This is a genomic window from Paenibacillus sp. PAMC 26794, assembly GCF_000316035.1.
In the GTDB taxonomy this organism is placed as follows: domain Bacteria; phylum Bacillota; class Bacilli; order Paenibacillales; family Paenibacillaceae; genus Paenibacillus.
Genome location: NZ_ANHX01000017.1, coordinates 145,141 through 168,668, shown reverse-complemented (window position 1 = coordinate 168,668; position 23,528 = coordinate 145,141). Strand labels below are relative to the sequence as shown.

The window sequence follows — 23,528 nt, the reverse complement described above, 5'->3', positions numbered from 1 at the left end:
CGATCGGAAGATGGTACTGCAATTGGAGTGATCTAGTGTAAAGTTTATTGGTTCAACTTATATAGATAGAGATAAATGGAATATGAATGGGCGATAGAATGAGAGACAGGAGGACCAATGATGTATACGGACAAACAGGAATATTCGTTCTCAACATGTTGGAATATTAAACGTCATACGACCGGACAAGGTATGATCGAGGAGATTAAGTCTCTCGGATTCAGACAGGTGGAGCTGAATTATAACGTTACGGAAGAGATGCTGCAGACGATAGAACCGATGATTGAACGGGGAGAAATCGGTGTATCCAGTGTGCATAATACATTCCCGCATGTGGCTGATCTGGATTACGGGACGGATTCCGTTCTGCTCGGATTCGATGATGAGCCGCGCCGCAGACGGGCGATTGAGCTGTTACTTCGCTCAGCCGAGTACGCACATCGTTATGGGGCCAAGGCTGTTGTTGTACATCCCGGTGAGGTTCCGTTTGAATACAATATAGATGAAGCGTTGAAAAAGATATACCACGATCAAGGACCAGATTCACCGGCATATCAATCTTTATGGCAAGAGATGCTGGAGAAGCGGGAAGATGGCAGTGCTCATTATCTGAGCCGGATTCAGAAAAGTCTCGAAGAGGTATGCGACTTGTCGGAGCAGCGGGGATACGGAGTGAATTTCGGTATTGAGACCCGTTCACGCTGTTATCAGATGCCGACTTTGCACGAAGCGGGAACGATTATTGGAAAAATGAAGGGCGCGCCGCTTGGTCTCTGGTACGATATTGGTCACGGCATGATGATGGATCGAATGGGGCTGTACGATAATGTACGTGAGGCTAACACGTTGATTGATCACGTGGTTGGCGTGCATATTCATGAAACCGTAGGGTTATCAGATCATTGGTGTCCATACATTCATAGTAAAGACATGACCTTTTTTGATTCGTTTTTGGATATCATTGATCGTTCACCAGTAAAAGTATATGAATTAAAAGCTGCGTGTACACCGGAAGAAATTGATGAGAGTCACGGATTAATTACATCTCGTATTGCTGAACGTCAAGCGGCACGTCAGCGCGGGTAAAGGAGCAGACGTATCAAGCATGAATGCTCCTTATAGGAAAACCTCATATAAAGTAAATCAACAAATAGAGAGGTTCTGAACAAACCTCAGGTTGCATTAGAGGGTGTTCTACCGCTCTTTTGTTGTTCTTTTAAACGGGTACATATTTTTACCGTTTATCAGGGAGGGTTACGTCACCGAGAATCCCTGCCTGATAGCCTTTGACTACAGCACCAATTCTGGACTTCACACCAAATTTCTGTGTAATAGAGGTTATATGATACTCCACTGTACGTTGACTGATCGCCAGATCCTGTGCAATTTCCTTATTGGTCATCTCCAGTGCAATGCGGTTAAGTACTTCCCGTTCAGTTGCTGTGAGAGACTCCTCCAGATTAGGGGATAACATGGTCTCTGGAATAAGAACATGTCCCAACATACTTTGGTGAATGGCGTTGATAATCTGTCCATACGTTGCTTGTTTCGACAAGTAGGCATGGACGCCCAGATCATAAGCTTTTAACTGGAATTCGTGATAGTTGTATCCGGATAGCAGTATGATTTTAACGGATAACCCGTATTGATCTTTCAATCTTCTCACAACCTCGAACCCGTCAAGCTGGGGCATGCGGATATCCATCACAACAACATCTGGTCGCAACGCCTCTACTTCGGATAAAAAAAGCAATGGATCGCTGAATGTTTTCATTACCTGTATGCCGGGTTCGCGGTTTAAGCGGTTGTTGAGACCTTCCATGACCAGGGGGTGATCATCAAGTAGTACGACTGTAATGGGTTCGCTCATTGTTCAGTTGCTCCTTTGGTTAAAGGCAAACGGATGTTGATTGAGGTTCCTTTGCCAAGGCTGGAATGTATGGTGAATTCTCCACCGAGATGTTGAATGCTGCTCTGTATGGATATCAAACCGAAGTGCCCTGTTGCAGTATCAAATGTGGTATGAACATTAAACCCCAAGCCGTCATCCTCTACTTGGAGAATCAAGTCATTATCCCTTGTATGTACCTGAATGGAGCAGAACGACGCCTGTGCGTGCTTCATCACATTCATAATGAGTTCGCGGACCGTCCGAAAGGCGGTGGACTTCAGAGGTTCGTGCTTCAACTCTTCAGAGAGGGCGTTGTAGTTTAGTTCCATTCTGATACCACTTTGTATTTGGATTGTACGGATGAGCCATTGCAACGCTTCCTCAAGATCACTTCGATCCATAATATGAGGGTAGAGATCATCACACAATTGACGTATATCTCTCTGGGAAGCATACAGGCACTCCAGCCAAACAGCCGTTTGATCCTTATGCGTATCTCCGGTATCGTGTAATTCCTCCAAATCACGAGACAGGAAAATCAGGTTTTGAAGCAGTTGGTCATGAAGGAAATAAGAGGTTTTCATACGCTCTGCCTGTTGGGCTTCCATCATAATATCATTGAACTGCCGATGACGGCGTATCTGGTGTTCATGAAGAGCTGTCTGGTCTACACGGTATTCATATCGCTTCTGCAGATCGGATAAGAGTCTGCCATTGACGAGCATTCGAATTGCTTCCAGCCTGCCTTTATCAATGATATCCTGTTCCTCTGCTGAAAAAAGGGTGCGATTTTCTTTGTGACCAATGCCCAGAAATCCTATCGTCTCCGTAGTGGGTTCACCTGACAGCTCCCAAACCTGTGCCAAATCATATTTCTGTCGTAAAACTTCAATATCCAACGCCTGGTTATCTATATTCTGAATGGAAGTAAAAATCCCTGTACCTTCCTGAGAATATCTGTGCTTATCATCAATCCATATGACAATTACACCTTCAATATCCAGCATCTTGTGGAACATCTCGGCAAACACGTGAATCATGTCCCGCATGTTTTGCTGCTCAGCCATTCGCACAGTCAACCGCAGTTGCTGGTGTTCCAACCAGTATTTGTTAAGTTTGTTTTTCTTGCGTGAGCGTGTGAGCGTGTACTGATACACCCAAGTGATCAGCAAAAACGAGACAAACAGCAAGCTGATATGAATTAACGAATGCAGGTGAGAAGCAGCTAGAAACAGTAAAAATACGATTAAAGCATATAGTCCATGAATCATCAATCTTGGCATAACCAGTTTGAGGTCAAGCATACTCCGTTGTACAAGTACATAAGTGAACATCCATGATAAAGGCAGAAATCCAATTAATGTGTACTCTACAGGCAATAATGGTTCACCTTGAAGCAGGGTTGGAATAGCAAAACAGATGATGAAGGGAATCAGGCTAACAAGTATTCCTGTTAACATGAGCAATAGCTGGTTCTGCTCCTTGCGATTGTAGCTTTTACGATAAACCCATGTCATCCAGATTAAGATCAGAAGGGTTGCACAAAGAATAAAGTTAAGCAGATTGGTTGGACCAGACGGTGCAACAGGAGTACTGACGGTAGTAATGCCTTGATTGAACTGAACATCGGTCATCATCCACTGCTTGATGTACAGAAAGGCAAGGCCGGTAGAGTAGGCAACGGCAATACATCTGCTGATGATTAATAACCATCGGAAACGATGCAGACGGGTACGGAATACAAAAGACACATAAAAAGCAGTTAGACAGTAAGGTAACCATGCCGCACAAAAGGCCAAAATATAATTGGATAAAGGCAACTGGGATGTGTATATCGTCAGTATACATATGGCCATGGACAGGTTAAGGAGGTAGAACAGACGCATCACTCGTGAACCGGGTTGGCTAAACAAGGCATAGGTTCCGGTCAACAATAGCAATAATTCTACTATGGATGAGAAGCCGATGTTGAACCATTCACGTGGTCCAGGCTTCATTGTATGTTGGGATGCCTGACCATGAGAATTCTCAACGCCGATGGTGTAGGCTTCAGTCACTAAGAATACACCTTTTTGATGGAGTAACCGGACTCCTCTTTTGGGTTCCAGCGAGATAACGGTGTCACCTGATCTAATCCCGGATGCATATGCTAAACCTTGCGGATCTACATCATGTACTGCCCAAGAATTGGAGGCATTTGGTGTCAACGAAAGTCCGATATAAGGATTCAGAAATGAAGAGATATGGATATACGTGGCTGTCAGTATAAAGCACAACATCGTTACAAACCACACGAAATTAAATTTAGTTTTCATGAATCTATGTAATGAGAGTCCTAGTGGCATGGTAAAATCATCCGTTCTTATAAAATGCATCATTGGTAAAATGAAGTGAAAAACAAGCCATGTAGCAATGGCATGGCTTGCCGAGCATCACTCTATGTTAATGTAGCAGAGTGCCTAACATTTTGTACATCAAAACTGATGATTCCTGCCTGAGCATAGGTTGCTTCGATCTATAATCCACAGCACCGCTGCTGGATACAGATACTTCAGGACCGTAGAGACCTAGAGCAACCACAAACTGGACACCTTCTTCGGCCCAGCGATCCTGTGAACCTATGAGATCGGCAGTTACGGCAGGTGCGCCAAGTAGTTGTTGTGCAGTTCTTGATATGATGACCGCGGCCTCTTGCCTTGTTATGGCTTGGTCAGGATGGAACAATCCATGGGTATTACCTTGCACAATACCCAGTTCAAGGGCTGTTTGAATGTAGGCGGCATAGGGACTTGATTGGGTATCTTTAAATTTTGGTGATTGAGCTGAAATGGACATTCCGCTTACGCCCACAACCTGTGCTACAAACTCCCCACGACTTACAGGCTTCTCTGGTTCAAATAGGGATTGATCCTGTGGATACAGGCCAATCTGGGTTAAACGATAGATGTACGGAGCATAGGGATGGTCTTCTGGCACATCTTCATAAGGTCTGGCTTCTGGTAATTTCTCGGACCAGCTATCTGACTTGTTGTAATAGAAATATGTGATTTCACCTGACTGGTTTTTTTTGAAACCAGCAAGCTTGCCTTCCTCATCCATGAACAACATGTCCTTAACGGGGGTTAAGGTGTGAGTGCCATAAGCATCTATAACCTGAAGACCTTTCTCTGTTGCTGAAATATCATACAACCATGCAGGCAGGCGGATATCACGATATAGTCCCTCGTAGGAATGGAGTGAAGACTCGGGTACGCTATAATTGACATCTTGGACCTCATTACTCGGATAAAAATGATCCATAAATGCTTTAAAAAGCGCTTCTCGCAGATCTGGTCCATCACTGTTGGAGACGATAAATAGTCCAGTCTTCTCGTTAGGCAACAGCCACAGATTGGAGTGGAATCCGTCCAGATCGCCTGCTTTACTCACGACCTTCAGTCCATGATTATACTGCGAATAGGTGGATTCGAATCCGTAACCTGTGCCAGGTATATCCGGGTGTATGGAGACATCCAACGTTTGCATCGCTTGGACGGATGACGGTTCGAGTATACGTGCACCCTGGTACGAACCATGATTGAGCTGCGCAAGCATAAAGTGAGCCATATCCCGTCCAGTTGTAATGAATCCGCCCTCAGGGGAGCTGTCCGGTACATTGGGATATTGCGGAAGTTCCTGTCCTTCAGCGCTATAAGGAGTTGCGAGTTTACTCAGCGTGTCTTTGCTTAGTGTAAAATGGCTATCCGACATATCAAGAGGGTTGAATATATGCTGTTGTACATAAGTCTCAAACGGAAGTTTGGACTGTTTCTGAACAATGTAGCCCAAGAGTGCATAACCGTAGTTGTCGTAACGGAAAACTTCTCCTGGATGGCGAACAACGGACGGTTTGTGATCTTGGATGAATTGCTCAAGCGGATAAGAATGATTCAACTCCCTGGGTATAGCTGTTGCATCTGTGAAATCAAACCCGCTGGTGTGGGTCATCAGATGTTCCAATGTTAACGCTGTTCCGGTATGGTTGGTCAGATGCAAAGCGTCTGTGTATGCGCTGATATCCTGATTAAGTTTTACTTTACCTTGCTCTTCCAATTGCATAATGGCAGTTGCTGTCAGCGTTTTGGAGATGGAGGCTACACGGAATAGAGTGGAGTCGGCATCGACGGGGATTTGTTTTTCCACATTGGCATAACCATAGCCTTTGTTCAAAACAATCTGTTGATTGTGAACAACGGTGACTACCGCACCTTTCAGAGCAGACTTCACTTCAGGTTGGGCGAAGAATTGATTGATGAATGATTCAGTTTCCTGAGGGCTTACCTGAGGAAGAGGTAGACTGCTCTCTGCCGATACACTGGTTATTGTGGTGAAACTCAGAGATGCAACCAGGAGGATGTTGGCTACAGTACGTTTCCAATTAGGATTTGATTTGTAGCTGTGTTGTTGTTGTCGAGTTGGACATGTTGCTACATGAGATTTCATGAAATTCTCCTTTGAGTTGAGATATGTTTGTTCTCTTACATTTAAGTACATCTATAATCTATCAGTTCGAATGTAATGGCGATTCCGTAGTACGCACTTATTACGGCAGGACTACCGCAAACCTTTTTGCGTGATCCCGCAATTGTTGAGGATGAAGAGTGAGTTTTGAATGATCTTAAATATATGAAAAGAGGTATTTGTCATGATGGACCCAATGGGGGTCTCGACAAATACCTCTTTTTGTTTTGTCTTCTTATTTTCCATGCAAAGCGACATCGTGCAAAGGAATTGGGAAGTAGATTTTATAAAACTACTCGTACATCCGTCGTTCAAGTTCAGCATAGGCAATCGCAGGATCATCACTGGAATTATCAATATAAACGACGGATGAAGCAGGGAGAGGCCAGGCTATTTCTTTACGGACGAGAGAAGCTCTGAAGGCATCCCAGTTGGCTAACTTCCATTCATCTAGCGGAGATTGTCTCGCTGTGATCCGCTTGTGATACAACGCTTCATTCTCTAGATAAAAATAGGCAACACGCACATCCGTATCATCCAGAGTATGTCCAATTCGTTCAAGTTCCTGAGCAATCCAATCCGGGGTACCGATTTCCTTGGTAAATGGCCCCACAACAATCGTATCGATACCCAACTGAACGTTATCCAGAGCGGCGTCCATCGTAATGCGGTACCCAAGATCACGGCACAACCTTTTGTATTCAGGCGAATCTCGGTCGGAAGGATCAAGTCCCTGAAGGGTCATGATCGCCTCAGCCGCGGGACGAAGCAAAATATCCATATCAAAGAAAGCCGCTTTATGTTTACGGGAAAGGGCTTTGGCATGGGTGGTCTTGCCACTTCCGGCCCCGCCGAGAAAGAAAATTAGTTTGCTCATGAATGTAATGCCTCCTTTAATTAGATTCAAAAAATAGGATATGTAATTGAAAAATACACGAGTATATAGATTTATCATTAGAGTTCGTGAATGAAAGGACTTGTTTATTTTAACATAAATAAAGAAGCTTGTTGGCTAGACATAAAAGGAAGGATAAGGTAATATAATACCTAGTTGTTCTATGCATAGGTTTCCGATGTATATAAAAAGAAGAGATTTAAAAGTGTATTTTTCAAAATCTAAAAATTCTTGCTAAATGAATTGAAAAGGAAGGAGTGAGCGCGTTGCAGGTTAACAAACAAATGATTAAAGGCAGTACCGAAACATTGATTCTGACCCTGCTTCAGGAACGACCGTTGTACGGATATGAATTAATTAAGGAATTACATCGTCAATCCGAGGGTGTGTTTAATCTGAAAGAGGGCACGTTATATCCTATTTTGCATGCTATGGAGATTGAAGGTTGGGTAGAGTCGTACTGGATGGAGGTTGAAGGCCGTAAACGGAAATATTATTCGATTCGTGACAAGGGCATGGAGGCCTTACAAAGTAAAAAAGCAGAGTGGAATTTGTTCCGTAGAGCTGTGGATCGGGTGCTTGGGGAAGGAGGCCTGACATGACGAATCGACATGAGCGAATTCAGCATTATCTTGATCACATGTGTGTTCAGGTTAAAGCTAGCGAAGTACATAACGACTTGCGTGATGAATTAGGAAACCACATGGAAGAAATGATGTTGGATAAAGAACAAGAAGGTTATTCAGAGGAAGAAGCAATTGCATATGCCATTGAACAGATGGGTGATCCCGCTGTCGTAGGCAAGAGTATGCACCGATTGCATCGCCATCGTATGCATTGGAGGTTGCTAACGGGACTTGCCAGTTTGCTAATCATAAGCCTGCTGCTGACATGGATTTATACGACAAATATCTCGGTTGAAAGGTTTCAGTTTTTGTATAAAAGTCATTTGCTCTACACTATTGTTGGTTTAGTGCTGATGGTATTTTTGATGTATTTTGATTATCAAAAATGGAAAAAATCTGCCTGGTGGATCTATATTTTGTTAAGTGGTATGTTGTGGATTAATCCGCTGGTATCACCGTTTGATTATGGTGTACAACGGTTCTGGAGCATATTTGGGTTAACAATTGATCTTACGACGATATCCATGTGGGTATTGCCCCTTGCCATAGGTGCGATTATGATGGATAAGCTGCGTACTAAGTGCGATGTACAATCTGTCTCCACGTATATTCTTCTTGTTGCTTTGCCGTCTTTTAGCCTGTTTCAGGCTTCAGATTGGGTGCGATTGTTTCCATTCGGAATGGCAACTATTATCTTGTTTGCCTGGATCACACGAAAATGGTTTTATACGTTTGTGGGTGCTGCAATTACGGGAAGTGTCACTATGATACAGTTGTTTTTGAGTGGTGAATACAGGCGGTTTGAGAGACTCTCTGTTGTGTTGGATCTCCAGAATGATCCGCTAGGAAACGGTTACTATAACCAAACGATTATGAATATTCTTCATTCTGCCGGATGGTGGGGAAACGGTTCTGACACGTCTTTGGACCACTTTACAGGATTTTATATGGACTATCCCGGTGTAATGCTTATTGATGTATTTGGTTGGTTAGCAGGCATAATGCTGTTGCTTGGAATCGTATGGTTTCTTACTAGTATGCTGAAAATGCTACCTCGTGTACTCGATGAATTTGGTCGTATGATCGTGTTCAGTATTACAATGATGTTCGCATTGCAAATGCTTTACTCGCTGGCTATGACTACCGGAAAGGTTCCGATTGTTAGCGTTACTTTCCCTTTTATTGGATTTGGTTCTCATGTGATCTTAGAATACGCCATGATGGGTTTACTGCTTGGAGTATATCGACGTAAAGATACTATTTCATTGAGAAGCAAACAGGGAGAGCCGATCACGACAATGTCAAAATAAAAAAGATACGTGATCGGATGGTATAAGTCATATAATACGATGTTTAATCAGACTGATGTCCTCGTGCGTCAGAAGGAAACCAGATATGACGCAGGTTTACCCAGCCCTGGCTGTTGAAAGATAGACCACGTACTGAAGGCAGATAAGCGGTTTCTACTGGTTTTTCGGATAAATGGAACAGTAAATTCTGATCAACCAAAAATTGCTCAATGCGGTCTAATTCACGAGTTCGATCCGCAGCGATGGGAGAGGCGACGATGGTTTGCAAGATCTCATGGATCGTTATACGAGTAGAATCTTCCAGATGCTCAGACAACGTGGAGTAAAGATCATACCTGCGCAGTTCTTCGTCCCTGTCCCGAATGAGAGAGAAGAGAATCAGATCAGATTCCAACCTCAAGTTTCCTTTGAACTGCTCCATCGTAGCAGTACGGACGGTACAGGAGAAACCGCACAGCTCCAGTATGGACGCCAGATGTTGGGCATCCCTGCGATACTGTGGGATGGTCGCAATTTGCAGTGAGATGGGAGTATACGAAGTAAGTCGTTTAGTAATATCTCTTAATCCCTCCGGGTCAACCATCCCGGTATTCACCGCACTAAAATCAGTCTCCATGACTTCAGAGTCATCTGCATGTCCGTCATCTCTATACATTCCAGCAAGGCATGACTGAAGGTGTGCTCTTACTTCCGGATCGTTTAACGGTCCGGTTTTTTGTGTATTACACGTGAGTAATTTATGAACCATTACACCTGCACTAATCTGTGTCCAGTCTGCACCCGCAGACGAAGACGGATTATGAACAAGATGAAAGAACGGAGTTTCGATATCTTGGCTATCGTCCATTTTTGCCGAGGCACTCCACGGAATCTGCAGGATATCTACCCGGTCCATATGTGCTCTACCCTGAAAATACGATGAAAAGGCTTCAAGTCTGCACAAGTGATCATCCCAGGCGGTGACCTTGAACGGTCCCGTCCCAACAGGTTTTTTCATCCCATGCACATCACCGGAATGCTTCATCTTATGTTCGTTTGTTCCTGGTGAGGGTACAATCGCCGCACGACTTGTTGTCAGGAAGGACAAAAACAATTCATGAGGATCATTAAGCTGGAAACACACGGTTAAGGAATCGACCGCTTCGATAGATAGAATCTGTTTACTTACATCACGGTACAGTGTCCGGCGATCTGTAGATTGCAGTCGTTCAAACGTATGAACAATATCATGAGCTGTCAACAACTGACCATCGTGAAATGTAATCCCTTTTCGCAGATAAAAGATCCAGGTCTTTCGGTCTGCACTGACATCCCAGGTATGAGCGAGACATGGGAGGATCTCTCCCTGTTCACCCCGCTGAACCAACCCGTCAAAGACATGGCTGGTAACAAAGGATTCAGCTAATAGATTAATGTACAGCGGATCAAGCGCATGAAGCTGTTGGCGCAGGGGCAACCGAAGCGTATCAATCTGCTCATTATTGGTGCCGGCTTCCGTATGATGTCCTGAATACCCTAGCAACCACTGGTTTAGATGATCCTGCATGATTGTTGAACTGGAGAATGCGCTCACCTGCTCGGCAGCTTCCTGTAACTCCCGACGATTCATGGCCTGCATCATATATTCTGCGGCGATTTGATCAGCCGGAACAAGCAAAGTCAGTGAAGAACGCCGACCCCGGCCACGCTGGGAAACCCAACGAATCCAATCATGGGCAACCATCTTTTTGACAATCGTTAACGTATTGCGGTGTGTACAATTTAGCAAATCAGCGAGATCGGCGAGTGTAAGTTCATGTTCTGTGTGGTGGCCGTAATGGCGATGCAACAGCAGATATTGCTGATGTAATTTCAAGTGTTGATTCCCTCCTGGAGGTGAACTCTGACGTATTCCTCTAAAATAAGAAGTTTTGTCAATTTTAATTTCTATTTATATTCCTATTTTATCATCTAGAATATAGCATAGAAAGGTTAATGGAGGTTTTTCCCATGATTGATAAAATAATGGCTTCACCGCAACGCGCTCTAATCACGCTACTGTCTGCATGGATGCTGGCGATCATTCACCAGTATTTATTCTATGGTAATGAGATTGGCGTATCGTATCCTATCTTTGTAATTCTCTTTTATGTGTTCATGTATCTGTTTGCAAGGGATCGCATGAGGTCTTTCAAGTTTATTGATGCTTTTGTAGCGGCTGTAGTGCTATTGTTGTCGCTAACGTTTCTGTTATACGACAATGAACTGCTGTATGTTCTTAATTTTCTGGTCATACCTGGCGTAGTTATCTTACATATGACGTATCTGATGGGCAGAAAACAGAAGCAGTGGTGGGAGATTGGCTTGATTGGTACGGCTATTGACCACTTGCTACCTCAAGCCATACGTCATTGGGGGACTGTTGCTGCTATTGCTGTGAGAGCAGGCGGGCGTGGCATGGGCAAATCCCAGAAAACAGTTGTTTTCAAAGTACTCATTGGTCTTGTGGCGTCCTTGCCGATCCTCATTGTAGTCGTTGCATTACTGTCCTCTGCTGACGGGGTCTTTGATCAGTATTTAGCCGGTTTTCCGGAGTGGCTGAATCAATTGGCTTTTACTCCAGGGATACCGAGAATCATCTGGATTGTCATCGCAGGTGTATTGCTGTTCGGTTATGTATGGGGATTTGTACAGCCAATGCAATATGAGGCAGAGAAGAGAGCGAACGCACATTGGAAAAATGGAGCAGCATCCACGCTTGATAAGCGTGATCACACCTATATATTCTCTCCTGTGGGCCCGGCCACTGAAGGTCAGGTTACCAATAAGATTACACCCGAGCCCGAACGCACTCCGGTTCAGCGGGAACCATTCAGATTGGACCCCATCATTGTGGGGACGATGCTGATTGTCATTAACTGTGTGTACGTTTTGTTTGTACTTGTACAGTTTTCGTATCTGTTTGGTGCAGGAGAGGGGCATCTTCCGGTAGATCTGTCTTACGCAGACTATGCGAGAAGTGGATTCGCAGAGTTAATTCTCGTCACAGGTATTAACTTCTTTATTCTTATTGTTGCTTTGCAGTATACCCGTGCGAGTGGCAAAGCGGGTTCCATCGTGCATCAGGTACTTCTCCTGATTCTGGTCAGTTGTTCAGCAATTATGTTGTATTCCGCGTTTATGCGCCTAAATCTGTATGAGCAGGCATATGGATATACGTACATCCGCTTCCTGGTACACGCATTCATGATCTTCCTCGCACTCCTGTTGCTGATTGCTGGCCTTCGTATACGGTACACATCAATACCGCTGATCCGCTGGTATATTGTGCTTGCGCTCACTGCATATGTTGCTGTCAACTATGTGGGCATGGATAAACGGATTGCCGAGCTGAATATTGAACGTTATCATCAGACTGGCAATATTGATGTAACCTATCTGGCAAGTCTGTCGGCAGATGCAGTTCCGTTACTTCGAGAGTTTGCTCAGGAGGATTACCCGGATCTCAAAAGGGAAATGCTGGAACGTCAAGCCTACTTGGACGAGAATTCATCAGATCGTTCATGGCCTTCTTATAACGTGGCAAGACACCGAGCTGAACAAGAGTTGTCTAAATTGAGAACGGAATAGCTGAATAGTAGTTGTTTTCACGTACAGATTTATGCAAAAACAATATGTAAGTGTTATAATATAAAAACTAACCTATAAAGGGGGTGAATCCCTTGTTTGAACTGCAGGAGTTATTACCATATTTATTCTCGATTGGACTCATCTTCACCGTCAGTTATGCCTATATTGCCCATCTTCACTGTGGCATGACAGAGTACTGGATGGAAGGTGGCGCCGGTGGTGGACTTGAACCTGTACTTCCCGCCCTGTGTTTGGACAGACAGCATAGACAGGAAGACTGGAGCCGCATGATTAGACGAAGAGAAGCGCCCGATGAAGATGAACCAGATTGTCATTCCTCGTTGAACGATTGGTCAACAAATCAACGAGGAGGATATATATGGAACATAAGACTAACAAGGGATTCACTTTTACTTCGGGCAAGGGACGGATCTATGGCCTGATTACCATTTTGTTTGCAGTCATGCTGCTTGCCGGATGCAGTAACAACGTGTCGGAGATTACTTCATCAACACCGGGATTTTTTAATCACTACATTGTATTTCCACTGTCGTATCTGATTCAGCATATTGCGACTATATTTAACGGAAGCTATGGGGTCGCGATTATCGTGATTACGCTGGTCATTCGTTTAGCGCTGTTGCCATTGATGATGCGTCAAGCCAAGTCCCAGCAGGCAACACGAGTCATTATGAACGCTATGAAACCCGAGATGGATGCGCTCAAGAAAAAATATGAAGGCAAAAATGATCCTGCTGATAAGCAAAAGCTGTCTCAGGAAACGATGGAGCTATACAAGAAACATAAGTTCAATCCGCTGAACATTGGTTGCTTGCCGATGCTCATTCAGTTGCCTATACTTTCAGGTATTTACACAGCCATCCGACTTACACCGGAGTTGTCCTCCCACTCGTTCCTGTGGTTCAAACTGGGAGCGCCGGACTACGTACTCGCTGTGGTGGTCGCGGTCATATATCTGATTCAAGCCAAGGTATCACAAGCCAATATGGCGCCTGAGCAGCGAAAACAGTTCGCCATCATGGGATATCTCTCCCCATTGATGATGGCATTCTTTTCTCTTACAGCCCCGGCAGCCATGCCGCTCTATTGGACGGTTGGGGGTTCGTTCCTGGTACTACAGACGTTATTGTTCCGTAAAATGTACCCGGTGGAACACCCGCAGGAGCCTGTGGTTGTGGAAGTGAGTCAGAAAAAGAATAAAAAATCTAGTTCATCGAAATCTACTCGTAAACCTGTAAAGTCGTAATATATTCGGTCGCAGGTGACAAGGGAAACATGGTGACTACGTAAACTTGTTGAATACAAAAAACATATTGAAGAAGCCTGATCCATATGGATCAGGCTTCTTTTTGTACTCTCAGGTGTTCCTTTTTAGTTTTTTACGAAAGCGGATGAAAAGCATAACGTCCACTGTCTGCTCCCCAATATCACTTAATGATGATATACTTACCTGACGAAATATGATATTGATAATCAATATCAATTAACGAGTGATGTATACATGGGAAAAAGTGAAATGAGGAGCGCGGATAGATGCAAGAGGAAGAAGCGAGACAGGGATTTACACCGGAGATGATTGATATGATGGCCAGTATATGGACACGTTCGATTATTACATTAATAGATGTACGCTTTCAGAATGTAGCGTCACAATACCCGTTGGAGCAATATAAAATGCCTAGTAGCATGTTTATCTATGCATATGGGGGAGAAGGGCAAATTCAACTGAATGAAACCACATTTGCAATGGAACGCTTCGGTTTAGTTCACGGCGGGAAGGGGAGCCTGCTCAGTATTACGCCTAAAGGGGAGAATGTGAAGACCTTTATGGTGTTTTATAGAGCAGAATCACCTCTCTTTTTCAAGAAACATCTGCAGCAATTACTGGAGCAAGTCAATCCATTTGTTCAACAGTTTGGTTATACGCCAAGTAATCCCATCTTGCTACGCGATTGGTTCCAACGGATGATGAATGGCTGGAAACGTGGCAAAGCGATGGATCAGCTACAGGCCAAAAGTTTTCTATATCAATTGATTCATGAGGTGTACAGGGATTTGGAGGGTGGTGAGATTCGGTATCTCCAGCCAGATCCAGCCTGTTCTGCCAAGATATATCTCGATAAACATTACAGGGAGCCCATTATGTTTCAACAAATTGCAGATATGTTTGGGATCAGTGGTGGACAATTGACGCGGTTGTTCAAAAAAAGTGAAGGGATGAACTTACAGGAGTATCTCATTCAGAGAAGGATTGAAGCTGCCTGTCATGACTTGAAGAATACAGAAGCAACGGTTAAAGAAATCGCAACTGGAGCTGGTTTCGCAGATGAGAAAAACCTGTTCCGCATGTTTAAGAAGCATTACAAGATGACGCCAAGTGATTATCGGAAAATAAACGCACTATCCATGCAGGTTGATGGTATTGATAATGATTCTCATCTCCCTTACGATGAGAGGGAACTAGCGAGTCTAGTCAAGTCTTATAGAGATGGGGAATCAACGATGTTTGGAACATTAAGAAGTAAAGAAATGATTTTGGCGGCGGCGATAAGCATGATGCTGTTATTGACGGCATGTACGTCAGGGACGCCAGCGAATAATGGGGGAACGGCGAATACAACACCTGCGCAGACACAGCAGACGACACAACAGGAAGGGTCGGAGACAAAAGCTTCAGAAGCAGTCTCGCAGACCAGAACGATATCCACAGTTAAGGGTGATGTTGAGGTACCTAACAACCCTCAGCGAGTTGTAGTCGATTATTTGGTTGGTGATGTGGTAGCACTAGGTGTAACTCCTTTAGGTGTAGCAAGAGCGGCAAGGGGCGAGACGGAGCCTGTATATGCTAACCAGATTACAGACTCCATAAAAGTAGCCATGGAGCCGGAAGATATCATGACGCTTGAGCCTGATCTGATCATTTTGGCATGGAGCGATGAGTCTTATGATGATTTATCCAAAATCGCCCCCACAATTTATGTTCCCTATGGTGATATGACTACAGAAGAGCGGATACATTTTATCAGCGATGTTTTGAACAAACAGGAAGAGGCTAAGGCTGTTTTGAATGCTTATAACGGAAAAATCGAAGAATCAAAGCTAGCCTTTCAGAATGCGGGCCTATCAGATGTGACGATTACGGTTGGAGAATTCAGTGATAAAAGTAACTACATAGCTGGAGCCAAGCATGCCGTTGGTGAGCTTGTTTACGATGAACTTCAATTGCAGGCACCTTCAAAAGTCCAAACGGATATTATCGATGCAGATAAATATTGGGGCGATGTCTCCATGGAAGTATTACCCGCTTACTCTGGGGATTATATGATCTTCTTAGGAGATGGAAACGTTGCTTCTGATAATGCAGTGTGGAATTCCATACCTGCTGTGCAACATAATCGGATCGTAAAGGTGGATTCTTCGCTATCTTGGTCCACCGACGTAATGACTTCCAGTGCATTGATTGATTATATTGTTAGTCAATTGCTGGCATTAGCGAAATAAGAGTTAGAACGAAATTTTAATTGAGAACTCCAATTTTCAAACATGACCAGTCGAATTTATGGACGCTTTTATCCATATTCGTTTGGATTGTCAATAGGTGATGAAAGGGAAACGAGATGAAAAGCAAGCCTGAACAAAAACGCCGTGGGGCGATGAACTTCACCATGTACATGGCAGTAGGGCTTGGATTAACGGTTCTCATGTCGGCGGCATCGATTATGTTTGGCGCCGCTGATATGAGGTTAGCAACGGTATGGGAAGCTATTTTCCGATTTGATCCAATGCTCACTGAACATCAAATTATTCAAACGATGCGTCTTCCGCGTACCGTAGCTGATCTGATCGTTGGGTGCAGCCTTGCGGTATGTGGCGCTATCATGCAGGGGACGACGCGCAATCCGCTGGCCGACTCCGGGCTCATGGGGATTAGCTCTGGGGCAGCATTTGCAATTGCACTTTGCCTGGCCTTCTTGCCGGGTTATTCGTATTGGCAGATGATGTTGTTCGCTTGTCTGGGAGCAGCGATCGCTACCGGTATGACTTATTTTACCGCGTCACTGGGCAATCGTGGAATGACGCCTCAGCGGCTTGTGCTGGCAGGTCTGTCCATTTCAATGTTGTTTGGCGCACTCAGTCAGTACTTGGCGATCAATTATAACCTGGGCCGAGCATTGACATTCTGGACGGCGGGTAGTACAGCGGGTGTCAAATGGGGTGAATTGCTGATTATCTCACCGCTCTTTGTTGGTGGTATACTGCTGGCATTGGCGCTATCCCCTTCCGTTACACTGCTCAGTTTGGGAGATGATGTGGCAAGTGGACTCGGCATTCGTAGCGGACTGGTCAAGATTTTGGCGACAATTATTGTACTTGTGCTGACTGGATTGGCTGTTGTTGTGGTTGGCCCGGTTGGTTTTGTGGGTCTGATTACCCCGCATATTGTGCGATATATGGTAGGTGTCGACTATCGATACATTATTCCGGCAGCTGCGTTATATGGTGCGTTGCTGACCGTATCGGCCGATTTGGCTGGACGGTTGATCAATAAACCGTTCGAAACGCCGATTGCCATTATATTTTCTATCATTGGTGTGCCGTATTTTCTCTTCTTGGCTCGAAGACAAAGGAGGGAATATGAATGATCAAGCGGCGTTATACGATGAAACGAGGCATTATCATCAATGTAGTGCTTATGGTGCTGATCCTTGTGTTTGCGATCATTAGCATGAATTCTGGCAAGATGAATCTTTCACCGCTAGAAGTGCTGAACGTTCTCATAGGAAACGGTACCGATAAGCAAAATCTGATTGTGTTTGATTTTCGTTTGCCACGAATCGTACTTTCGATCTTGGTAGGTCTGGGGATGGGAGCGGCCGGGGTCGTGATGCAGAGTTTGCTGCGCAATGACATGGCTAGTCCGGGGACACTGGGAATTAGTTCGGGATCGGGTTTGTTTGTCCTGTTCTTCGTTGTATTCATTGCATCCACAGGAAAGAGTTCCTTTATTGCTCTGCCTCTGTTGGCTTTTGTTGGCGGACTATTGGCTGCGGGGTTGATCTTCTTATTATCGTATCGCCGCGGACGAGACATCTCGCCAATCGGTTTGATCTTGACCGGGGTCGCGCTAGGAAGCGGATATGGGGCGCTGACGACTTTCTTGACACTCAAGCTGGATGATTCGCAGATGAACTTCATGCTATATTGGCTCGCAGGGAGCCTATGGGGCGATGATTGGGGCTATATTTCCATACTGACACCATGGGTCTTGATATTACTCGGCTATATTTTTTACAAGGCTCGCATACTGAATGCCCTCCATCTGGGCAATCAGACAGCACAGGGGCTTGGTGTTTCCGTAAAACGGCAGTTCTTGGGGTTGTCAATCGCTGCTGTTGCTTTATCCTCTGGAAGTGTAGCCGTGGGAGGCAGCTTCTTTTTCGTTGGCTTGATCGCTCCGCATATGGCGAGAAAACTGGTTGGTCCCGATCACAAATTGCTCATTCCGGCTGCCAGCTTGGCCGGAGGGCTAGTCGTGGTGTTGGCTGACACGATTACGCGCACGGTTAGCCTCGTAGGAGATGTGCCGACAGGAATCGTTATTACAGTCATTAGTGTTCCATATTTTCTTTATTTACTAGCAAAAGCCAAATAACACAATCAATGATATGGTCTGAATATTTTGTGGAAAACGGGTTGGTAGGACTGTGCGTTGCTTTTTAAAGCAGAATGCACGATATCAAAAGTTCAAAGATCGAAGTTACCCTCTGTATTACCGCTATGCTTCTTAATCAATAGCATATAGAAAAGGATGCCATTACGAAGATATCGTATTGGCATCTTTTGATTTTTTCTCATTATTGGATAGTCAATTTGATACTGGGAAATCACTCAGGGTTTATATGGCAGGCTCATCCGACAGCTGGAACCGGGATACGAAATACCAGATGAGCTCGCGACGTGAGGATACCTTGGTTTTGGCGAAAATGGATTTTAAATGATCCTGTACGGTATAGACAGAAATGTGCATTGCAGCAGCAATTTCCTTGGACGAATAACTGCGGAGCACATATCCGAGTAGTTCCCGCTCTCGACTGGATAATCCATGGCTCTCGGCGAGCAAGGGAAGCAAATCCTGCGGCATCGCCTGCTCCAAACGGATAGCAATCTGATCCGGTCCTGTAAGCTGTTGCATGAGACTGGCATGAAGTATGAGGTAACGCCCATCCGGAAGTTGAATGCAAACTTTGGAGGGTGAGTCGGGTGCAATCTGAGTACCCACGACCAGTTCTGCCCGATTCTTGCGCTGCAAGTGGGAACTCACTGCACGTACCGGACGGGGCAGAACATCCGGCCCGACAAGTTCCAGCATGCGCAATTGGGACAGCCAATATTGAGCGGAGGCGTTCAGGGATAAGAGCTGGAACGTGTCTGAGGTGATCAAAATTCCGGGTTCTTCGGGACTTTCACTCGTGATCTCATCGATCAGTGTCAGGCTCGTGGACCGCAGCATCGATGCAATAGAAGCGGTCCAGGACTGAATCATCAACCGCTCCTCCTCTGTAAAGACAGCACTTTCTGTCTTACGATATAGGGTCAGATATCCCCAGCAAGCGTCTCCACTGACCAATACAGCACGCAGTTCATCACCGAACCCCGCTGGCTGAAGAATGTTGATATAACGTGGACTTTGTTCAAACTTTGAGTTCATGGACGCATGAAGTGTAGCTGTGTGCTCACCGCTGCGAATTAATTCAGCGTATTTATGTATATCTTCTTCCATGTATTCATTAATGAATAACCGATCATGAATGGCTTCAATGCCATCTTCTGTCACGGCTCCTGTGGAGAGAAGAGTCAGAGGATCAACGGTGGTGAAACAGTATGCGTCGTAAGGTACAACCGAATGGATCTGCTTGAGAACAGCTTCCCGGTAAGTACGTGAGGTCCAGGTTCCTTTTTCAAGAGAAGTGATAAGTCTGTGGTTCCGATCAATACGTGATGTCAACAAGATTACTCCTCTCTCTGTGCGCATATCCCAATGTTCTGGGATTGTAGGTTAGCCTTATCCTTCTATAATGAAATTAGACGAACAACGAGTCAAGTCTAACTTCAATTCAAGAGGAGTGCGGTGTCCATGAATCACAATCCATCACCGATGAGCTGGGAAACAGCAGATGTTCATCGTTACGAACAATCGATAGCCCTGAAAATTCCGGGTTATTCTCATATGCATGATCTAATGGAACGGCTGCTTGCAGCATCTTTTGCGAATAACAACGATATTCATATCCTTGTTGCCGGAGCGGGAGGGGGAAAAGAGATTGCTCTGCTCGGATCACGTCATGCCGGTTGGACATTGACTGGAGTAGATCCATCACAGCCCATGCTGCAACTTGCTGAGAAACGAGTCGCGGAAGCAGGCATCGGTTCCAGAGTGAAGTTGCAACCTGTCACGGTTGAAGAATTGCAGGAGGATATTGTATATGATGGGGCGACAAGCATGCTCATGTTACATTTCCTTCAGGGGATGGAGGCCAAGAGACTGTTTCTTACCGGCCTCGCAGCAAGACTTAAACCCGGTGCACCTTTGATCATTGCGGCTGTAAATGCCGATCTTCGTTCACCTGCACATCCAATCATGTTGCAAGCTTGGAAGGATCACATGTTGAGTGTGGGCGTGCTTCCTGAAGAGTGGGAACGTTTTGCTGCTTCCCTGGGCCGTGAATCCGATCCCATATGCTCTGAAGAGATGACTCAGCTACTGACCGAATGCGGTTTCTCACATATTACACGTTACTTCGGGGCGTTCTGGGTGGAGGGATATTATGCAATTCGAAACTAACGTGAAGCCTATGAAAGATCAGATCTGGGTGGTTGGCGGTTATGGTCAAGTGGGGCAGATGATATGTACTCAACTGGGGGAATTGTTCCCGGGTAAAGTATGGGCTGCGGGTACACGCATGAACCGTGCGGAAGAGCTCAGCAGGTCTACAGGTGGTGCTGTGCTACCACTTCAACTGGATGTAACACGACCTGTAGAGCCATCCATGTTAAGGCCTGTGAAGCTGGTCATCATGTGTGTTGACCAGAGCGATACCCGGTTCGTTGAAGCCTGCGCACAAGCCGGAACCGACTATATTGATATTTCTGCAAAATATGATTTTCTCGCTAAGGTTGAACAATTGCACACCAAAATGCAACGTTCCAAATCAACTGCGTTACTCAGCGTAGGACTATCACCAGGAGTAACGAACTTGCTTGTACGCGAAGCGACCATGCATATGGATCAGGTGGAGGAAGCAGATATTACCGTAATGCTGGGACTTGGAGAGAAGCACGGAAAAGCTGCCGTGGAGTGGACCGTTGATCAGATGAATGCCACCTACCAAGTGATGCAAAAGGGCAAACCTGCTGAGGTACAAAGTTTCGGAGATGGCAAAAGGATTGATTTTGGAACGGAACTGGGGAACCGGAAAGCCTATCGATTTAACTTTTCGGATCAGCATGTGGTTGCTCGGACGTTACGTATTCCAACCGTATCTACCAGACTCTGTCTGGACTCCCGCTGGATCACAAAATCCATGGCAATCTCCAAACGTGCAGGGTTGTTTTCGTTGCTGCGTATCCCGTCTATTCGGAGTGGAACGGTAAAGGCATTTGGCCTTATTCCTGGAGGAGAGCCGATGTATGCAGTCAAGGTCGATGCCGTAGGATGGGAAAATGGTGAGCAAATCCGCGTCGAACAACTACTGGTTGGCACAAAGGAAGCAGATGCAACAGCAGCGGTAGCTGCAGCCGTGGCTGAACGTGTGTATAGAACAGCGTTGCCACATGGTGTATTTCATATTGAACAGTGTCTCTCTTTGCAGGACATTCAAGATGCACTTCATACGCCACTAAAGGTGACGACCAAGATCACGTAGTTTCATGTTCTTTTGCTGGGACCCTCCGATCTGCTATGATGGAACAATAATCATGGCATGAATGGGGGGAGATCATGAACTGCGTTGCTGTATTACCTTATTACAAAGTACTGAGAGAAGTGACGGGTCTCGCCCAAGAGATTGAGATGAATGCCCGTTCCATGATTCTGTATTCAGATAAAATCGTGACCAAATACCGCGAGTTCAATATCACGGAAGTGTTTGACATGTCATTTCGACGAATGGGCGATGAAGGTGGATTTTTCTATCTGCACACAAGTACAGGCGTGTATCCATACATGGTCGAAATCGATCCCAAGCCCTTTATACAAAGTTTCAGAAAGATGACGATCCAAAAATTAAAATGACTTGACCTTACCGTTACGTGAAGGCTTACCCTCGGATATGGAAGGAACGATAACCAATCCAGAGGAGCCGTGAATAACATGAGCATATTGATTCAGCAAGCGACCATTCTAACGATGAAAGATACTGATGCCCCCTTCACGGGGGATATTCGTGTTGAGGGCGATCGCATTACGCAGATTGCTGAACACATTTTGCCTCAACCTCAAGATGAGATTATCGATGGTCGCAATAAGGTTGCCATGCCAGGACTGATTAATGCCCACCAACATACACCGATGAGCCTGCTCCGGGGATTCTCGGATGATCTGAAGCTAATGGACTGGCTCGAACGTAAAATGCTGCCTGCCGAAGCGCGGATGAACCCGGAAGACATCTATTGGGGTGCCAAGTTATCCATCGCCGAGATGATCCGTTCGGGTACCACTGCCTTTGCGGATATGTATATCCATATGAATGAGATTGCAGAAGCGGTTAAGCAAACGGGTATGCGGGCATCGCTTACACGCGGGATGGTATTCCTGGAGGATGATGGTGGACGCAGGTTGCAGGAGGCAATCGATCTTGTAGAGCGCTGGTCTGGAGCGGCCGAGGGACGGATTACAACCATGTATGGACCGCACTCACCCTACACCTGTCCCGTGGAGCCGCTCCGTGAAGTCATTGCTCTAGCTGTCACTGAGGATATTCCTCTGCACATTCATCTGGCTGAAACGAAGGAAGAAGTCATGAAAATTCGTGAGCGCTATGGCATGACGCCGACAGAGTATTTGGAAGAGGCGGGGATGTTCGAACAGGCACATGTACTGCTTGCGCATGGTGTACACCTTAATCGAAGAGACATCGGCAGATTGAAGGGCATGCGTGGCGGTGTAGCACATAATCCGGTCAGCAATCTGAAGTTGGGGTGTGGAATTGCTCCAATTACCGAGATGTTGGCCCAGGGAATTAACGTGGGAATCGGAACGGATGGAGCGGGAAGTGCCACCACTGTGGATATGTTCGAGGAGATCAAAGCCGCGACCTGGCTGCAAAAGCTGGACTATGGTGATCCCACTCGCTTGCCAGCCAAGGACGTACTAAGCATGGCTACACGCGGAAGTGCTAGTCTGCTGGGTCTACAAAATGAGGTGGGTATCCTTGAGGTGGGGCACAAAGCTGATCTGATCCTGATCGATCTGGCGAAACCACATCTTCAACCGGTACATGAAGTAGAATCGCTACTGGCTTACAGCGTAAATGGGGCGGACGTGGACACCACGATTGTGAATGGTCAGATCCTCATGCAAGGCAGGAAGCTGTTAACGATTGATGAGGATGAACTTTACCGTGAGGTGAAGGTTAGAGCCAAAAGGATTGTTGAAGGAATTTAATTTTAGGTGATTT

The 23,528-nt window shown here is 45.4% G+C and carries 19 protein-coding genes; 13 read left to right on the top strand and 6 right to left on the bottom strand.

Going from position 1 to position 23,528, the window contains the following annotated elements; all coding sequences use genetic code 11:
* Positions 1-117: 117 nt before the first annotated feature.
* Positions 118-1,086, top strand: coding sequence for a TIM barrel protein (locus D829_RS0110420; protein WP_241230759.1), 969 nt, complete (start codon positions 118-120; stop codon positions 1,084-1,086).
* A 148-nt stretch (positions 1,087-1,234) separates the two neighbouring features.
* Here D829_RS0110420 and D829_RS0110415 read toward each other — a convergent pair whose 3' ends face one another.
* The 4 genes from D829_RS0110415 to D829_RS0110400 all read right to left on the bottom strand — a co-directional run bounded on the left by D829_RS0110415 (position 1,235) and on the right by D829_RS0110400 (position 7,268).
* Positions 1,235-1,870: a response regulator transcription factor gene (locus tag D829_RS0110415; protein WP_017688829.1), complete on the bottom strand. Its 636-nt coding sequence runs from the start codon at positions 1,868-1,870 to the stop codon at positions 1,235-1,237.
* Positions 1,867-4,170: an ATP-binding protein gene (locus tag D829_RS0110410; protein ID WP_017688828.1), complete on the bottom strand. Its 2,304-nt coding sequence runs from the start codon at positions 4,168-4,170 to the stop codon at positions 1,867-1,869. Before D829_RS0110410 ends, D829_RS0110415 begins: the two co-directional genes overlap by 4 nt.
* Before the next feature lie 163 nt (positions 4,171-4,333).
* Entirely contained in the window at positions 4,334-6,373 is a 2,040-nt protein-coding gene (locus D829_RS0110405; RefSeq protein ID WP_017688827.1) for a serine hydrolase, read from the bottom strand.
* Between the two features lie 310 nt (positions 6,374-6,683).
* Entirely contained in the window at positions 6,684-7,268 is a 585-nt protein-coding gene (locus tag D829_RS0110400) for an AAA family ATPase (RefSeq protein ID WP_017688826.1), read from the bottom strand.
* Between the two features lie 284 nt (positions 7,269-7,552).
* On the opposite strand from D829_RS0110400, the gene D829_RS0110395 reads away from it, so the two are divergent.
* Positions 7,553-7,888: a helix-turn-helix transcriptional regulator gene (locus D829_RS0110395; protein WP_017688825.1), complete on the top strand. Its 336-nt coding sequence runs from the start codon at positions 7,553-7,555 to the stop codon at positions 7,886-7,888.
* Entirely contained in the window at positions 7,885-9,222 is a 1,338-nt protein-coding gene (locus D829_RS0110390) for an FtsW/RodA/SpoVE family cell cycle protein (RefSeq protein ID WP_017688824.1), read from the top strand. Before D829_RS0110395 ends, D829_RS0110390 begins: the two co-directional genes overlap by 4 nt.
* 43 nt (positions 9,223-9,265) lie before the next feature.
* Here the strand turns inward: D829_RS0110390 and D829_RS0110385 are convergent, their stop codons facing one another.
* A complete protein-coding gene (locus D829_RS0110385; RefSeq protein WP_017688823.1) occupies positions 9,266-11,077 on the bottom strand; it encodes an ABC transporter substrate-binding protein in 1,812 nt (603 codons plus the stop codon).
* 134 nt (positions 11,078-11,211) lie between these two features.
* Between D829_RS0110385 and D829_RS0110380 the strand changes: the two genes are divergently transcribed.
* From D829_RS0110380 to D829_RS0110360, 6 genes are all read left to right on the top strand, one after another.
* Entirely contained in the window at positions 11,212-12,831 is a 1,620-nt protein-coding gene (locus D829_RS0110380; RefSeq protein ID WP_017688822.1) for a DUF4173 domain-containing protein, read from the top strand.
* Positions 12,832-12,923: 92 nt separating this feature from the next.
* A complete protein-coding gene (locus D829_RS32885; RefSeq protein ID WP_241230758.1) occupies positions 12,924-13,274 on the top strand; it encodes a hypothetical protein in 351 nt (116 codons plus the stop codon).
* Positions 13,211-14,098, top strand: a complete 888-nt coding sequence (yidC, locus tag D829_RS0110375) for a membrane protein insertase YidC (RefSeq protein ID WP_017688821.1) — start codon at positions 13,211-13,213, stop codon at positions 14,096-14,098. Before D829_RS32885 ends, yidC begins: the two co-directional genes overlap by 64 nt.
* A 287-nt stretch (positions 14,099-14,385) precedes the next feature.
* Positions 14,386-16,353, top strand: coding sequence for an AraC family transcriptional regulator (locus D829_RS0110370; RefSeq protein ID WP_017688820.1), 1,968 nt, complete (start codon positions 14,386-14,388; stop codon positions 16,351-16,353).
* A 116-nt stretch (positions 16,354-16,469) separates the two neighbouring features.
* Complete coding sequence (locus D829_RS0110365; RefSeq protein WP_017688819.1) at positions 16,470-17,495, top strand: iron ABC transporter permease; 1,026 nt, start codon at positions 16,470-16,472, stop codon at positions 17,493-17,495.
* Complete coding sequence (locus tag D829_RS0110360; RefSeq protein ID WP_017688818.1) at positions 17,492-18,505, top strand: iron ABC transporter permease; 1,014 nt, start codon at positions 17,492-17,494, stop codon at positions 18,503-18,505. The genes D829_RS0110365 and D829_RS0110360 overlap by 4 nt, the downstream gene beginning before the upstream one ends.
* Before the next feature lie 243 nt (positions 18,506-18,748).
* Here D829_RS0110360 and D829_RS0110355 read toward each other — a convergent pair whose 3' ends face one another.
* A complete protein-coding gene (locus D829_RS0110355; RefSeq protein ID WP_017688817.1) occupies positions 18,749-19,858 on the bottom strand; it encodes a LuxR family transcriptional regulator in 1,110 nt (369 codons plus the stop codon).
* Positions 19,859-19,987: 129 nt separating this feature from the next.
* Between D829_RS0110355 and D829_RS0110350 the strand changes: the two genes are divergently transcribed.
* The 4 genes from D829_RS0110350 (at position 19,988) to D829_RS0110335 (ending at position 23,515) form a co-directional block, all read left to right on the top strand.
* Positions 19,988-20,695: a class I SAM-dependent methyltransferase gene (locus D829_RS0110350; protein WP_017688816.1), complete on the top strand. Its 708-nt coding sequence runs from the start codon at positions 19,988-19,990 to the stop codon at positions 20,693-20,695.
* On the top strand, positions 20,679-21,776 hold the full coding sequence (locus D829_RS0110345) for a saccharopine dehydrogenase NADP-binding domain-containing protein (RefSeq protein ID WP_017688815.1): 1,098 nt from the start codon (positions 20,679-20,681) through the stop codon (positions 21,774-21,776). The genes D829_RS0110350 and D829_RS0110345 overlap by 17 nt, the downstream gene beginning before the upstream one ends.
* Positions 21,777-21,850: 74 nt before the next feature.
* Positions 21,851-22,144, top strand: coding sequence for a hypothetical protein (locus tag D829_RS0110340; protein ID WP_017688814.1), 294 nt, complete (start codon positions 21,851-21,853; stop codon positions 22,142-22,144).
* 78 nt (positions 22,145-22,222) lie between these two features.
* The gene (locus D829_RS0110335; protein ID WP_017688813.1) at positions 22,223-23,515 is read left to right on the top strand and encodes an amidohydrolase; all 1,293 of its coding nucleotides are present in this window, start codon (positions 22,223-22,225) and stop codon (positions 23,513-23,515) included.
* Positions 23,516-23,528 lie beyond the last annotated feature (13 nt).

Bases quoted from the DNA above. Each gene is read 5' to 3' on its own strand.
- D829_RS0110380 (WP_017688822.1), top strand. From the start codon at position 11,212: ATGATTGATAAAATAATGGCTTCACCGCAACGCGCTCTAATCACGCTA.
- D829_RS0110415 (WP_017688829.1), bottom strand. From the start codon at position 1,870: ATGAGCGAACCCATTACAGTCGTACTACTTGATGATCACCCCCTGGTC.
- D829_RS0110410 (WP_017688828.1), bottom strand. From the start codon at position 4,170: ATGTTGTGCTTTATACTGACAGCCACGTATATCCATATCTCTTCATTT.
- D829_RS0110400 (WP_017688826.1), bottom strand. From the start codon at position 7,268: ATGAGCAAACTAATTTTCTTTCTCGGCGGGGCCGGAAGTGGCAAGACC.
- D829_RS0110370 (WP_017688820.1), top strand. From the start codon at position 14,386: ATGCAAGAGGAAGAAGCGAGACAGGGATTTACACCGGAGATGATTGAT.
- D829_RS0110340 (WP_017688814.1), top strand. From the start codon at position 21,851: ATGAACTGCGTTGCTGTATTACCTTATTACAAAGTACTGAGAGAAGTG.
- D829_RS0110390 (WP_017688824.1), top strand. From the start codon at position 7,885: ATGACGAATCGACATGAGCGAATTCAGCATTATCTTGATCACATGTGT.
- D829_RS0110365 (WP_017688819.1), top strand. From the start codon at position 16,470: ATGAAAAGCAAGCCTGAACAAAAACGCCGTGGGGCGATGAACTTCACC.
- D829_RS0110360 (WP_017688818.1), top strand. From the start codon at position 17,492: ATGATCAAGCGGCGTTATACGATGAAACGAGGCATTATCATCAATGTA.
- D829_RS0110350 (WP_017688816.1), top strand. From the start codon at position 19,988: ATGAATCACAATCCATCACCGATGAGCTGGGAAACAGCAGATGTTCAT.
- yidC (WP_017688821.1), top strand. From the start codon at position 13,211: ATGGAACATAAGACTAACAAGGGATTCACTTTTACTTCGGGCAAGGGA.
- D829_RS0110345 (WP_017688815.1), top strand. From the start codon at position 20,679: ATGCAATTCGAAACTAACGTGAAGCCTATGAAAGATCAGATCTGGGTG.
- D829_RS0110405 (WP_017688827.1), bottom strand. From the start codon at position 6,373: ATGAAATCTCATGTAGCAACATGTCCAACTCGACAACAACAACACAGC.
- D829_RS0110335 (WP_017688813.1), top strand. From the start codon at position 22,223: ATGAGCATATTGATTCAGCAAGCGACCATTCTAACGATGAAAGATACT.
- D829_RS0110420 (WP_241230759.1), top strand. From the start codon at position 118: ATGATGTATACGGACAAACAGGAATATTCGTTCTCAACATGTTGGAAT.